The organism is Alteromonas sp. G4i13 (assembly GCF_054960505.1).
The window spans coordinates 112,159-124,786 of the sequence record NZ_JBHNYX010000007.1; the positions used below are offsets into that span (position 1 = coordinate 112,159).

At 46.7% G+C, this 12,628-nt stretch carries 13 protein-coding genes; 9 read left to right on the forward strand and 4 right to left on the reverse strand.

Annotation, left to right across the window (positions count from 1 at the left end; genetic code table 11):
* Positions 1 to 99: 99 nt before the first annotated feature.
* Positions 100 to 282 carry a hypothetical protein gene (locus ACFI6J_RS05105; RefSeq protein WP_014950994.1) on the forward strand — a complete coding sequence of 61 codons (183 nt, stop codon included), beginning with the start codon at positions 100 to 102 and terminating at the stop codon, positions 280 to 282.
* A gap of 185 nt (positions 283 to 467) precedes the next feature.
* Here ACFI6J_RS05105 and pepB read toward each other — a convergent pair whose 3' ends face one another.
* On the reverse strand, positions 468 to 1,751 hold the full coding sequence (gene pepB / locus ACFI6J_RS05110; protein WP_371342324.1) for an aminopeptidase PepB: 1,284 nt from the start codon (positions 1,749 to 1,751) through the stop codon (positions 468 to 470).
* 224 nt (positions 1,752 to 1,975) lie between these two features.
* Between pepB and sfsA the strand changes: the two genes are divergently transcribed.
* The 7 genes from sfsA (at position 1,976) to panC (ending at position 8,003) form a co-directional block, all read left to right on the forward strand.
* Positions 1,976 to 2,692, forward strand: a complete 717-nt coding sequence (gene sfsA, locus ACFI6J_RS05115) for a DNA/RNA nuclease SfsA (RefSeq protein ID WP_039234061.1) — start codon at positions 1,976 to 1,978, stop codon at positions 2,690 to 2,692.
* Positions 2,693 to 2,933: 241 nt separating this feature from the next.
* On the forward strand, positions 2,934 to 3,383 hold the full coding sequence (gene dksA / locus ACFI6J_RS05120; RefSeq protein WP_014950997.1) for an RNA polymerase-binding protein DksA: 450 nt from the start codon (positions 2,934 to 2,936) through the stop codon (positions 3,381 to 3,383).
* 73 nt (positions 3,384 to 3,456) lie between these two features.
* Positions 3,457 to 4,380, forward strand: a complete 924-nt coding sequence (gene gluQRS, locus ACFI6J_RS05125) for a tRNA glutamyl-Q(34) synthetase GluQRS (protein ID WP_371342325.1) — start codon at positions 3,457 to 3,459, stop codon at positions 4,378 to 4,380.
* 98 nt (positions 4,381 to 4,478) lie between these two features.
* Positions 4,479 to 5,798 carry a polynucleotide adenylyltransferase PcnB gene (gene pcnB / locus ACFI6J_RS05130; protein WP_462557818.1) on the forward strand — a complete coding sequence of 440 codons (1,320 nt, stop codon included), beginning with the start codon at positions 4,479 to 4,481 and terminating at the stop codon, positions 5,796 to 5,798.
* Complete coding sequence (gene folK, locus ACFI6J_RS05135) at positions 5,791 to 6,288, forward strand: 2-amino-4-hydroxy-6-hydroxymethyldihydropteridine diphosphokinase (RefSeq protein ID WP_014951000.1); 498 nt, start codon at positions 5,791 to 5,793, stop codon at positions 6,286 to 6,288. The genes pcnB and folK overlap by 8 nt, the downstream gene beginning before the upstream one ends.
* A 57-nt stretch (positions 6,289 to 6,345) precedes the next feature.
* Positions 6,346 to 7,140, forward strand: coding sequence for a 3-methyl-2-oxobutanoate hydroxymethyltransferase (gene panB, locus ACFI6J_RS05140; protein WP_014977593.1), 795 nt, complete (start codon positions 6,346 to 6,348; stop codon positions 7,138 to 7,140).
* Positions 7,141 to 7,151: 11 nt separating this feature from the next.
* Positions 7,152 to 8,003, forward strand: coding sequence for a pantoate--beta-alanine ligase (gene panC / locus ACFI6J_RS05145; RefSeq protein WP_014980495.1), 852 nt, complete (start codon positions 7,152 to 7,154; stop codon positions 8,001 to 8,003).
* A 112-nt stretch (positions 8,004 to 8,115) separates the two neighbouring features.
* Here panC and panP read toward each other — a convergent pair whose 3' ends face one another.
* On the reverse strand, positions 8,116 to 9,750 hold the full coding sequence (gene panP / locus ACFI6J_RS05150; RefSeq protein ID WP_014977595.1) for a pyridoxal-dependent aspartate 1-decarboxylase PanP: 1,635 nt from the start codon (positions 9,748 to 9,750) through the stop codon (positions 8,116 to 8,118).
* Between the two features lie 563 nt (positions 9,751 to 10,313).
* Between panP and ACFI6J_RS05155 the strand changes: the two genes are divergently transcribed.
* Positions 10,314 to 11,045 carry an EAL domain-containing protein gene (locus ACFI6J_RS05155; RefSeq protein ID WP_014951004.1) on the forward strand — a complete coding sequence of 244 codons (732 nt, stop codon included), beginning with the start codon at positions 10,314 to 10,316 and terminating at the stop codon, positions 11,043 to 11,045.
* Positions 11,046 to 11,140: 95 nt separating this feature from the next.
* Here ACFI6J_RS05155 and trmB read toward each other — a convergent pair whose 3' ends face one another.
* Positions 11,141 to 11,809, reverse strand: coding sequence for a tRNA (guanine(46)-N(7))-methyltransferase TrmB (gene trmB / locus ACFI6J_RS05160; RefSeq protein WP_110289379.1), 669 nt, complete (start codon positions 11,807 to 11,809; stop codon positions 11,141 to 11,143).
* Positions 11,809 to 12,624 carry an ABC transporter permease gene (locus ACFI6J_RS05165; protein ID WP_014951006.1) on the reverse strand — a complete coding sequence of 272 codons (816 nt, stop codon included), beginning with the start codon at positions 12,622 to 12,624 and terminating at the stop codon, positions 11,809 to 11,811. Before ACFI6J_RS05165 ends, trmB begins: the two co-directional genes overlap by 1 nt.
* Positions 12,625 to 12,628: the final 4 nt, after the last annotated feature.

Consider the following 12,628-nt stretch of genomic DNA (forward strand, 5'->3'; position numbering starts at 1 on the left):
TGGGTAACATCATTTTGTTTAACGTTTTGTTCTGCGCATTGTTCGGCGTTGGAACCTGTTAATCCTCAATAAGAACAACCAAAAATAGGAAATATTGCAATGAGTTTGATGACTGTTAAAGAAGTGGCTGCTTTTCTTGGCGTACAAGAAGTGCGCGTAGAGCGCCTTGAGCGTGAAAGCCTTTTGGTTTCGAAAGATAAAGACACCGACGGTAACCCACTTTTCGACAGTGGCGACGTTGAACGCTATAAAACGCTAGCCGAGCGTTTAGGCGGGATCTAATTTACAGAAAAAGGGCGTGATTTTTTGCAAAGTCACGACCTTTTTATTTTTTTGCGCGAAGCGACGTTAGTTCAAGTAACGCTATTCGCTTTGCCTCTACTCATCCACGTGGCACAACGTGCGACGTTTAAAAATAGAGTAGAGTAGCGTTCGACAGCCATTGGAGGCGTCGAACGCTATCTTATTTATGCACTGAAGTCTTTCAGCATTCTCGCAATTGAGCGAATACCTTTCGCTGTTGCCCCTACCGGCATTTCAGATGTTGCCCCGCCATGGTAAGCAGCGGCTAAATCCAAATGTACCCAGCCTTCTGGCTTAACAAAGCGTGATAAGAAGCCCGCAGCGTTTGATGCACCGCCACCACCGCCACCTTTCATTGGGCGACTGTTTGCTGTATCTGCGAACGCCGATGGACAGCGCTCTGCGTGGAAATCTTCAAGTGGTAGCGCCCAAAAACGTTCGTTTTCTGCCTTCGCTGCTTTAAGCATTTGTTCGCGGGCATTATCATCTAACGAGAATACGCCATGGTAGTCAGAACCCAGTGCAACCACTGCAGCACCGGTTAGCGTTGCTGCATCAATAATCAACGGTGCGCCCGTTTCCGTTGCCGCCATAAGGCCATCAGCCAACACTAAACGTCCTTCAGCATCGGTATTAACCACTTCAACGGTTACCCCATTTTTATAGGTAAGCACATCACCTAACTTATAAGCGTGACCGCTAATAAGGTTTTCTGCACAGCACAAAATAAGCTGAATACGCTTTTCACTGCCTTGAGAAATAGATAGCCCTAATGCCCCTGTTACCGTCGCTGCGCCGCCCATGTCACATTTCATATCTAACATGCCTTCGCTTGATTTAATGCTGTAGCCACCGCTGTCGAAGGTGATGCCTTTTCCAACTAGCACGGCATCAACCGGCGCATCCGTATTACCTGTTGGGTTGTAATCAAGTACCAGCATTGCAGGCGGACGTTCACTGCCGCGGCCCACATTATAAATGCCAATCCAGCCCTGCTCTTTAAGATCTTCACCTACCGTCATTGAGTAAGTGACCTTGTCACCACCCAGTGACTTAAGCCACTGTGCTGCTCGGGTTGCTAAGGTTTCAGGGCTTAGATCTTCAGGTGTTTCGTTTACCAGCTGACGGGTAAATAGTAACGCCGCATATTCTTGCTCTAGCGCTTCTTTGTCAGCCGTTTCGGCCCATTTTATTGACGCTGGTTTGCGCGCACGCGTGAAGCTAAGTGCAAAAGCCCACTGCTGCTCTTTGTGCCAATCACCGCTTAGCGTAACTGCTGGCAGGCTTAAGCCATCTAGCTTTCTTGCCGCTTGCTGAATTAAACGCTCATTAAGCTTGTCGTCAGGCAGGTGAATAACTGCACCTGATTCAGTGAAAGAAAGCTTAGCACTCTCGCCCCACACTGCTTCAGCACTGTTTCTAGAAAGGCTAACGGTAAATTCTGCCATCGCGTTTTATTCCTTATTACATCGTTATATTATTGCAAAGCGCTTTTTGCGCTTGCACAAATGTTTGTTACTCTTTGGCGCCTTGTTTACTGCGCTTGTTGTTCGCTAACCACATACGCTTTGTTCGCTAAGCGCATACGCTATACGTGCTCGTTCAAAAGCACACATATCAATTAGCGAAACACACTAACGTGTTTTCACCTACATTCTAAAAAAGGCGTCACATGAAGTTTTCACCTTCCTTATTACGCGGCACCCTTATAAAAAGGTACAAGCGATTTCTTGCCGATGTTGAGTTAGACGACGGCACTATTGTAACTGCACATTGCCCAAATACTGGCGCTATGACTGGCTGCGCTGTTCCTGGATACACTGTCTTTTTAAGTGAGTCCACCAACCCTAATCGAAAACTCAAGTATACATGGGAGCTAGCCCAAACATTTGATGGTCACTTCATCGGCATTAATACGCACAATGCTAATAAACTGGTGGCGGAAGCGCTAGATAACAAGGTGCTAAGCGAATTTTCAGACATCACAGATTGGAAAGCAGAAGTAACACCTCCTACCGCCAATAGCCGGTTCGACTTTGCATTAACCCGAAAAAATGCTGAACATCAAAGTGTTACTGAGTATATGGAAGTTAAATCCGTCACCTTAGCAGATGAAAACAAAGGGTTCTTCCCCGACGCAGTCACTCAACGCGGCGCGAAGCACTGTTTAGAACTTGCTCGTTTATCTGACAGTGGTATAAAAACCAATCTATTATTCTGCGTACAACACACCGCCATCGAAAGTGTACAAGTGGCCGAGCATATTGATCCAACTTATGCAGAAAGCGTAAAGATTGCCGCAAACGCTGGCGTAACGGTTTTGGCGGCAAGCTGTATAATAGACGAACAAAAAATCCTATTAAATCAAACACTCCCTTTGATTTTATAAAAAATAGGTTGATTTTTTTCATTTCGCCTTCATATTTGCGCCTTGTTTTAGTGGGAGAACGCACTAATGCGTTTGCTGGTAGCCAGCGGGCTAAATGAAAAAACACCTGGCTAATTTATGAAAGCAATACACCAGCATAATAATTACATAGACACGATTGATTGCCTGAAGTTGTCGAGTCTGATATAGATATCGGTCCAATCAGGACAAGATGGATGTCGTAGTGTAGGAGATGTGGCAGATGCCAACAGGAAAAGAAACAAAATCCCTAGGACTATTAGCGCTGGCAGGTTTACAGCCGTACGAGCCAAAAGCTGACGAAGAGTACATGGGCGAGCCCCAAATGGAGCACTTCCGTCTATTGCTTAAAGCATGGCGCAACCAACTTCGTGAAGAAGTTGACCGTACAGTAACGCACATGAAGGATGAAGCAGCAAACTTCCCTGATCCTGTAGACCGTGCAGCTCAAGAAGAAGAGTTCAGCCTTGAGTTACGTACACGTGACCGTGAGCGTAAGCTAATAAAGAAAATTGAAAAAACGCTTAAGCGAATTGAAGAAGACGATTTCGGCTTCTGTGACCAGTGTGGTATCGAAATTGGTATTCGTCGCTTAGAAGCTCGTCCTACAGCAGATTTATGTATCGACTGTAAGACCATGGCTGAAATTAAAGAAAAACAACTTCAAGGTTAAGTTACTAGCCTCGATTACGTTGATATAGAAAGCCTCATCCCGAAAAGATGGGGCTTTTTGTTAAGCCTTTATTATGCATAACCACTATGTAGGGCGCTTTGCTCCCTCTCCATCCGGCCAACTTCACTTCGGTTCGATAGTTACCGCTGTTGCCAGCTACCTAGATGCCAAAAGCCATAACGGAAAATGGCTGCTACGTATGGAAGATATAGACGAGCCGCGCTGTATTAAAGGTGTAGATAAAGACATACTCACTACCCTAGAAGCCCACGGCCTGTATTGGGACGGCGACGTCATCTATCAAAGCCAACAACATGCCCGTTATCAAGCGGTTCTCGATGACTTACTTACACAACAAAAAGCCTATTTTTGTACCTGCACACGTAAGCAAATTAAAGCCATGGGCGGTGTTTATAACGGCCACTGTCGAACTGAGCCAGTGCACTCCAACACACAGGATTGTGCAGTTCGTTTAAAAGTAGATACTCAACTTGAAGCCTTTGATGACGTGCTTATGGGCAAAGTTATGCCCTCTAATTCAAGCTCCGATTTAATAGCCGAAGACGTAGTACTGAAACGTCGAGACGGCTTATTTTCGTATAACCTTGTCGTGATTTTAGATGACGTATTTCAGCAAGTTAACCATGTCATTAGAGGGTGTGATTTAATTGATGTCACGCCTTTACAGCGCGCCGTATATCACACGCTGGGCTATTCTACTCCTGAATACGGTCACGTGCCGGTCGCTGCCGTGGCACCAGGCAGAAAACTAAGTAAACAAAACCGTGCAGCGCCAGTTAAAAACGAATCAGCTTTAGATAATCTCGTGCGTGTGATGCACTTTTTAGGCTTTTCCTTTCCAAATGCGTCAGAATTTGGTGATATTGATTCGGCGCTTAAGACGGCTATTTCAATGTGGAATAGGAAAAAAGTAGTGAAAACACCCGAAATTATTGTTCCACAGCATGAATCCACTTATTATAGCGAACCTTTATAGTCTGCGGAGATACCATCATCATTCATCGTGTTTTTAAATCTGTTAAGCGCGCTTTTTCAAAAGAGAGTTCGTCTCCTAACGCTTTAAAGCCAAGGACTATGACCCGTGGAGAACACGGTATATCTCGCGAAGACGTAAGCGCAAATGCATTAAAAGTAATGTATCGCCTTAATGGAGCTGGCTTCGAATCCTATTTGGTAGGAGGCTGTGTACGCGACATTTTGATGGGTCACGAACCAAAAGATTTCGACGTGGTGACGAACGCCACACCTGAACAAATTAAAGGCTTGTTCAGAAATTGCCGCCTTATCGGCAGGCGCTTTCGTTTGGCCCACATTGTGTTTGGCCGTGAAATCATTGAAGTAGCCACGTTCCGCGGGCACCACCAAGAGTCAGACGAAGACGAAAACCTTCCCAAGGGCAAGGCTGTCGCAAAGCGCGACGCTCACGGTCAATTAGTACGCGACAACGTATTTGGCACCATTGAAGAAGATGCTGAACGCCGTGACTTTACCTTTAACGCCATGTATTACAGCGTGGCAGACTTTACGGTAAAAGACTTTGCTAATGGCTTAGCCGCCATAGAAAAACGAGAAGTTGAGCTTATTGGCGACCCGGAAACACGCTACCGTGAAGATCCGGTACGCATGCTACGTGCGGTGCGCTTTGCCGTTAAGCTTGGCATGCGCATTGAAGCAAAAACCGCTGCACCGATAAAATCTCTGGCCAACCTTTTACAGAACATTCCACCAGCGCGCTTGTTTGAAGAAACCCTTAAACTGTTTTTATCGGGTAAGGGAGAAGAAACCTTCTTAATGCTGCACGAATACGGCTTAATCGAGCCTTTGTTCCCTCAGCTAACGCCGTTTTTGAAAGATGAAAACAGCCGTGAAATGCAGTTTGTACGTCGCGTACTTGCCAATACCGACGAGCGCATTAATAGCGACCAGCGTGTTACGCCAGCGTTCCTTTATGCCGCACTACTCTGGTATCCGGTTGAAGAAGAGTCACAACGCTTACAAAGTGAGTCTGGCTTAAATGCTCACGATGCATTTAATATTGCGTCAGGCGAGGTTATCGCACGTCAAACACAACGTATTATGATCCCTAAACGCTTCTCTACCGTGGTTCGGGACATCTGGATTTTACAGCAACGCCTACCTAAGCGCTTTGGCCGTCGCGCTTTCCAATTGCTCACGCACCCTAAATTTAGAGCTGGCTATGACTTTTTACTTGCCCGAGGCCAAATTGAAGGTGGCGATCTATTAGAGCTAGCTCAGTGGTGGACGCACTTCCAGCACGCTGACAACGGTAAGCAGAAAGGCATGCTTAACGCCCTTCGCAAAAGCGAAGGCGGCGCAAAAGGTGTCCCGCGTAAGCGCAAGCGTAAACCAGCGAAGCGAGGTCCTGATGCATAAAGAGCACGTTTACATTGGTGTAGGTAGCAACCTCGGCGATAGCCAAGGAAAAGCCCAGCGCGCGTTTGATGCGATAGGTCAAATCGAAGACACCCGCGTACTTAAAACCTCTTCACTTTATTCTAGTAAACCGATGGGGCCGCAAGACCAACCTGACTATATTAATGCGGTGTGCTTAATTGAGACCTCGTTAAAGCCCCACGGCTTATTGAAGCAGCTGCAACGCATTGAGCTGGAAGAAGGCCGTGAGCGCAAAGGTGAGCGCTGGGGTCCACGCACGTTGGATTTGGATATTTTGTTGTACGGCAGCGAAACTATCGACACCGCAGACTTAATCATTCCCCATTACGGCATGGCAGAGCGCGAGTTCGTTATGGTGCCGCTGTTTGAAATTGCGCCCAATATGGTTATGCACGATGGCAAACCCATCTCGGCATGGGTCGCTAACTGCTCGCTGGATGGACTTCGTCGCCTGCGCTCTTCCAATTAGCGGCAAAATCCGTATAGTTCGCCACACGATACCAACAATATCAATCTGAGACATGTCATGAAGAAAGTAACTGTATCGGGCTTGCTTAAGAAAAAGCAGGCCGGGGAAAAGATCACCTCTTTAACCGCTTACGACGCCAGCTTCGCCAAAATGTTCGACGAACAAGGCGTTGACGCCCTTCTTATCGGCGACTCTTTAGGCATGGTCCTTCAAGGTGAAGACGACACCCTACCGGTAACCATCGATGACATTGCCTACCACACGAAAAGTGTGCGTCGCGGCACTGAACGCGCCTTCGTATTAGCCGATATGCCGTTTATGTCTTACGCCACTCCTGAGCAAACCTACGCCAATGCAGCAAAGCTTATGGCTGCAGGTGCAAGTATGGTTAAGATGGAAGGTGGAAGCTGGTTGTGCGACACCATCAAAGGCTTAAACCTGCGCGGCGTCCCTGTGTGTGGCCATTTAGGCTTAACGCCTCAGTCAGTGCACGTTTTCGGTGGTTTTAAAGTACAAGGCCGCGAAGCGAGCCAAGCTGAAAAACTGCTTAGCGAAGCGAAAGCGTTGGAAGAAGCCGGTATTCAGTTATTAGTGCTAGAGTGCGTGCCTTCATCGCTAGGCAAAGCAGTTAGTGAAGCCCTAACCATACCGGTAATCGGTATAGGCGCAGGCAAAGATACTGACGGTCAAATTCTGGTGATGCACGACATGTTTGGCATCAGCGCAAACTATATGCCGAAGTTTTCAAAGAACTACCTTGTAGAAACCGGCGATATGCGCAAAGCCGTATCAAAATATATTGAAGATGTGCAAAGCGGTGCGTTCCCATCGGCTGAACACAGCTTCGAGTAATGAGGTAAATTATGAAGGTGGTTGATAGTATTTCAGCATTACGCAGCACGGTGAACGCATGGCGACGTAATGGTGAAACCGTAGGTTTTGTACCCACTATGGGCAACCTGCACGATGGTCATCTCAAACTAGTTAAAAAAGCGAAAGCGCACAACGACAAAGTGGTGGTTAGCATTTTTGTTAACCCCATGCAGTTTGGCGCGAACGAAGATTTAGACGCCTATCCACGCACTATCGAAGAAGATAAAGCTAAGCTTATTTCTGTGGGTGCAGACGCGGTGTTTTTACCTAGCGTAGCGGAAATGTATCCGGCAGGTCTGGATGCGCAGACGTTCGTTGAAGTGCCCGGCATTTCAGGCTCGCACTGTGGCGCCAGTCGCCCTGGCCATTTTCGCGGCGTCGCTACCGTGGTGACCAAGCTTTTCAACATGGTACAGCCCGACGATGCGTTTTTTGGTGAAAAAGACTTCCAGCAGCTACAAGTTATTCGCGCGTTAGCTCGCGATTTATCAATGGCAGTGAAGGTTCACGGTGTGCCTACTGAGCGCGAAACGTCAGGCCTAGCAATGAGCTCTAGAAATGGTTATCTCACAGACACTGAAAAAGCGACGGCGAGTGCTATTTTTGCAGAAATGCAGCGCTTAAAAGCGGGCATAGAAAGTGGTAACACCGACTTTGTTCAGCTTGAAAATGCCATGGTCAGTAACCTTGAAGCAAAAGGCTTTAAGAAAGACTACTGTCAGGTAGTTAACGCCGCCACCTTTGAACCAGCTAACGATAGCGACAAAGAATTAGTTCTACTTGTTGCTATGTTTATGGGCAAGACGCGCTTAATTGATAATATGCAAATTACGCGAGATTAAGCGTAATACCAATCCTCGCGGATAATCTCGAACTACAAAAGAAAACGCCCGATGCAATGCTCTTAAACAGGGCCTGCATCGGGCGTTTTTTTATTTGTTGCTGCTGAAGTCTTTAAGACGCAACGGTTTCTGTTTCGCGAACAAAATCCATTAGCTCTTTCCATGCCTGTGTCTCTTTCGCAATTAAGTGCTGTTCAGCTAAAATCGCGGCCAAATCGTTATGGCTGGTAAGCGGATTCGCTAACACCACGCGAAATACAGTAATGCACTGGGAAGGATAATCCGGCGCTTCCAGGCGAGTACGAGACACAAAAGACTTACCTGCTTCACGCTGCTGCTTTTGTACCGCAACAACAAGGGCGTCAACCTTCTCATTAATAGCGTTGCGGGTTTTAGCATTCACATGCTTTAGCTTTTCCTGCACTTCAGCGGGACAAACGCGATAGGTCAACAGTGATAGAATAGGTGTGGTCGTCAATTCAAAGTCTTGGGCTTTATCAATCATCTGCGCAAAGTCTTTGGCTTTATCAATGCTGCGATCAATAAGTAGCTCGTACCCTTTGCGACCGAATATATGCAGCGCCGAGTACACCATCATGGCCATACCGTTTCGGGAGCCTTCCAGCGTGGTAGCACCTAAGTCTTTAGAGCCTGCACGCAAAATATATTGGGCGTGATGTCTTACCGCATTGGCATTTTGTGGGTCTTTGAAAAGCGCCATTCCTGCGCCCATTGGCACGTACATTTGCTTATGTGCATCAATAGTCACTGAGTCTGCGCGTTCAATACCTTTTAGTCTGTCGCGATAGCGCGCCGAGAACAGCGTAGCGCCGCCCCAGGCTGCGTCTACATGGAACCAGCAGCCTAACTCTTTGGCTACGTCAGCAAGCTCGTCTAGCGGGTCTACGTGCCCTGTTTCGGTGGTACCGCCTACCCCAACGATAGCAAGAAGCTTATTGCCTTCCTCTTGATAACGTTTACCAATGCGAAGGGCTTTTGCTGGGTCTAGGGTTTGCTTTGGCGCGGGCACAGTTAATAATTGTTCGCGACCTAACCCCAATACATCCACAGCCTTTGACAGCGAGTAGTGCCCACGTTTACTGCACATCACGCCTAAATTGTTAATGTCGTAGTGACGATAGGCAGCGGCAAGACCTGCTTTTGCCACGCCAGAAAACCCTTTTTGTGGGCCTAGTAATTTGTTGCGAGCCACCCATAAGGCAGTGATGTTGGCAATGGTTCCGCCAGAGCAAAATGCCCCCAAAGAATGGGCCGCACTGTGTAGATGGTTGTCGTAAAAGCTTTGAGGCTGATCGTACACAAGGTTGTGCATCATACCCAATACTTGACGTTCTAGCGGCGTGAAAGCTTTAGACGTTTCTATTTTAACCAAGTTCTGGTTAAGCCCGACCATTAACTTAGAAAGCGGCAGGTGAAAATAGGGCAACGCTGAGGTCATGTGACCAATAAAGGTAGGCGAGTAAGTATTAACTGAATGCGCAACAAGCTTATCTAACAAGCTTTCAGCATGAGTAGACACAAACTCGGGTGACTCAGGCACCTTGGAGTCTGAAAAGTCTTTTTCAATTTCTTCTAACGACGTCTTTTTTGTCACTACGTGCTGCGACAAAAAATCTAAGATATTGTCAGATAAATGCTGCTCTATTTGAGCCAGCTTTGAGTCTTTGTGTTCAGGCTTGGTAAAGACCCTAAACAGGTGCTCTAAACTAACTTGCGCTTCACCCACTCAACACACCTCATACTTAAAACAATCACACATTTCGCTTACATTTATTGGGCGAAATCAACAGGCGGTTTTGTAGGACACCGGCCTGACACTTACTTTTCCTTTTAGCCAACTAGCATTCGACACAATTACTTTGTGACTGGTGCAGCTATTTATCCAACATATCCCTTAACGGTACATCGGCTGGGCTAATGCGCGTTGACGCGGTCCATTCGTTGCCAAACCTGAAAACTTATCACAATACTTTCAGGGTGTCGCACTTTACATCAGATTGCAATGCTCGCCAAGGGTTAGCGCACGGCATTTAAGCGACTATTAACGTTTTATTACATGTAAAAAACTTATGAAGCGGTTAACTCTGCACACGTATTTAAACGAATTCCCCCGAATTTTGTACCGCAAATTTTATCAGTCTCTACTATATTTAATTTATGAATAGTACCAACACGGGTCTCTCGTATTGGTTTTCCATCTTCTAATTGCGAGCCTAAGTAGCCATTGAACTCACATTCAAGCATTCATCGCTGCGATAAAGTACTGCTTCAAAGCAAGGGGGTCTGTTTATGCCCATTCGTGAAATTTCCGAGGATTTCTCTATCGATGATATCGTGCCTTATTTTCAACCCATCGTTGACTTACAAAGCCAAGGAGTATGGCGCTACGAGTGCCTGGCACGCTTGATAACCCGAGGTGATAAGACTTTTTTACCTAGCGAATTTCTCTACCTTATAGAGCGCGAACAACACGTAAATACGCTTGCAGCGAGCATGTTTGTGCAATGTGCCAGCTATTTTCACGACGTTAATATCCCTTGGAACATCAATATAACTGCCAATGACCTTCACAATGTAGAGCTTACTAATACCCTCATCACCCATTTAGCAAGCTATCCCACGCCGGAGCGTGTAAGTATAGAAGTGAGTGCTTCTACTGCCCTATCCAATCCGAAAAGCCTTACCGCATTTATCGAAAAAAGCATGCATGTGGGGCTGGGCGTTTTCATCGATAACGTTGGATCATGCCCAGGTAACATACGAGCGCTTATGAACTTGCCGGTTCGGGGGATTAAGCTCGCTGGCGGGCTAATTAAACACTATGACGAACAAGAGGCAGTGAGGGAATATGTAGACTATCTGCTGTCGCTATGTGAACGCCATGGAGTAAGCACTATTGCGGAGCACGTAGAAGACGAGGCGCATCTAGAACGCGTAAAACGCCTGCCCATTCGTTATGCACAGGGATATGTGTTTAGTCCGCCCATGGCGAATGTGAGAAGTGCCACTGCGCGCCATTAACAAGCGAATTATACAAATTTGAATAACAAACGGGGCGAGCTTTTCATCTCACCCCACTTTTACAGCTTTCAGTATTTCTTGCTGCTATAGCAGACTCAGCCTTCTTCGCTACGGCAGTTAAGCTGCCAGCACGATTGACCGCTCCCTCGGTACTTTCGCTCAAACGGCGTCATGTGATCATCGCCAGTAACTTCAGATAAATCAGATACCATGCCGTAATGTTTAGCCGCTTGCGCAAATTCCATTAGATAAATAAGCCAGTTGCTACGCACTTCAATATTTGGAGTGATCGCCATCAGGTCCACCATGGCCGCACTACCGTGCCAGCGCTTTTGAACCTGCGTCTTTTTAGGATAGGGGTTGGGATACAGCAGAAAGTGCTGAGTCACGTTCCAACTAGACTGCTTTACTAAGCGCCAAAAGTCGTTCACATCGGCACGAATGACCCGATAGTTATCTTGCTGTGCACTGTAATACTCGTGTTTATCCACCCGCAGCGCCGACTTATCGATACCGATAACACGCGCATCGGGGTTTGCTCTTGCAATATTCGCCGTACTTTCGCCAACGCCGCAGCATGAATCTAAAATGATCTCGCCGCTAAAGCCATCAAGCCACGCGCTGACATCATCAAACGCGGCTTGTGTATGGTCGCTAATCGGTCGCTTATTTTCACTCGCTTGGTACTTTTTCACTAAGTCGTCTAACTTATCGTGAATACCTACCTGCGATGTTGTGATTTCTCTAGAATTACCGCTGGCCATTAGCTACGAATACCTTTACCCGTTTTAAGTAGGTAGTACGCCACACCAAATAGCAGTGCATTAAAGCCCACTAACAAGGCAAGCGACAAGGTTACATTTACGTCAGAGACCCCCAAGAAGCCATAACGAAACCCGTTCACCATATAGACAACAGGGTTCGCCTTACTCACCCACTGCCAGAATTCAGGCAATAGGGTAAGTGAATAAAACACACCACCTAAGTAAGTTAACGGTGTTAATACAAACGTTGGAACCACGCTAATATCATCAAAGGTCTTCGCAAATACCGCATTAATTAAACCCGCAGTCGCAAACAAGGTAGAAGTGAGTAACAACGTGAGCGCAATAATGCCCAAATTGTGTATTTGAACATCAACGAAAAACAGCGACACTAAGGTAACGATAATACCTATCAGTATGGCGCGGGCCACGCCGCCGCCCACATACCCGAGAATGATGACCGAAGTGGGTACTGGTGACACCAACAGCTCTTCAATATTGCGCTGAAATTTAGCACTAAAAAATGAAGAGGACACGTTGGCGTAGGAGTTTGTGATCACCGACATCATAATAAGGCCGGGCACAATAAACTCCATGTAAGTAAAGCCGCCCATTTCGCCAATACGGTTGCCGATGAGGCTACCGAATATCACGAAGTACAAACTCATTGTAATAGCTGGCGGCACAAGGGTTTGTACCCATATGCGCAAAAAGCGCGTGCATTCTTTTATCCAAATAGTGGTTAGCGCCACATAGTTTTGCTTAAACCAACCCACGTTTTCTTCTGTGTTCATTTGTGTACTTTCAGTTTTCATGTTT

Coding starts and splice junctions, on each gene's coding strand:
- ACFI6J_RS05105 (WP_014950994.1), top strand. CDS start 100: ATGAGTTTGATGACTGTTAAAGAAGTGGCTGCTTTTCTTGGCGTACAA.
- pepB (WP_371342324.1), bottom strand. CDS start 1,751: ATGGCAGAATTTACCGTTAGCCTTTCTAGAAACAGTGCTGAAGCAGTG.
- sfsA (WP_039234061.1), top strand. CDS start 1,976: ATGAAGTTTTCACCTTCCTTATTACGCGGCACCCTTATAAAAAGGTAC.
- dksA (WP_014950997.1), top strand. CDS start 2,934: ATGCCAACAGGAAAAGAAACAAAATCCCTAGGACTATTAGCGCTGGCA.
- gluQRS (WP_371342325.1), top strand. CDS start 3,457: ATGCATAACCACTATGTAGGGCGCTTTGCTCCCTCTCCATCCGGCCAA.
- pcnB (WP_462557818.1), top strand. CDS start 4,479: ATGACCCGTGGAGAACACGGTATATCTCGCGAAGACGTAAGCGCAAAT.
- folK (WP_014951000.1), top strand. CDS start 5,791: ATGCATAAAGAGCACGTTTACATTGGTGTAGGTAGCAACCTCGGCGAT.
- panB (WP_014977593.1), top strand. CDS start 6,346: ATGAAGAAAGTAACTGTATCGGGCTTGCTTAAGAAAAAGCAGGCCGGG.
- panC (WP_014980495.1), top strand. CDS start 7,152: ATGAAGGTGGTTGATAGTATTTCAGCATTACGCAGCACGGTGAACGCA.
- ACFI6J_RS05155 (WP_014951004.1), top strand. CDS start 10,314: ATGCCCATTCGTGAAATTTCCGAGGATTTCTCTATCGATGATATCGTG.
- trmB (WP_110289379.1), bottom strand. CDS start 11,809: ATGGCCAGCGGTAATTCTAGAGAAATCACAACATCGCAGGTAGGTATT.
- ACFI6J_RS05165 (WP_014951006.1), bottom strand. CDS start 12,624: ATGAAAACTGAAAGTACACAAATGAACACAGAAGAAAACGTGGGTTGG.